Consider the following 449-nt stretch of genomic DNA (forward strand, 5'->3'; position numbering starts at 1 on the left):
GTGCAATGTAACGAAGCGTCGGATGAGCACTGACCACATTGCACATATCAAAGAGGGCCTCGTTAGACTTCAGACGAATAATAGTGGTAATGTGCAGTTACAGAAAGAATTGCAACAACTCATTGAATACATTGATCAGTTCGGAGCATAAGATGGTTGACAAACAAGATCTGCTTCCTAAATGGTATCCAGATTATCGTGAGTCGAATACTTTGATGCGTATTCAGTTTATCTTGGATCACCAAACTGACTTTTCATTACATTTAAGGGAAGAGCTCAAAGAAACGGATATGAAGAACCTGTGGGCCATTAAGAAACGTCTTCGTTTACGGAAACATCTTGATGACCTGCATAAAGTTATGCAGAAACTTATACGGTTCATAAACCGTATTGAAAAATCGCGTGAAATTTGGAGGAAGTGATTAGAATGATCAAGTTAAAATTGTACG

At 38.5% G+C, this 449-nt stretch carries 1 protein-coding gene; it reads left to right on the forward strand.

Annotated elements, in window-relative coordinates; genetic code table 11:
• Positions 1-152: 152 nt before the first annotated feature.
• Complete coding sequence (locus Y882_RS20375; protein WP_046973414.1) at positions 153-422, forward strand: hypothetical protein; 270 nt, start codon at positions 153-155, stop codon at positions 420-422.
• Positions 423-449: the final 27 nt, after the last annotated feature.

It is taken from the genome of Dyella japonica DSM 16301 (genome assembly GCF_001010355.1).
Classification (GTDB): Bacteria; Pseudomonadota; Gammaproteobacteria; order Xanthomonadales; family Rhodanobacteraceae; genus Dyella; species Dyella japonica.

Coding starts and splice junctions, on each gene's coding strand:
- Y882_RS20375 (WP_046973414.1), top strand. CDS start 153: ATGGTTGACAAACAAGATCTGCTTCCTAAATGGTATCCAGATTATCGT.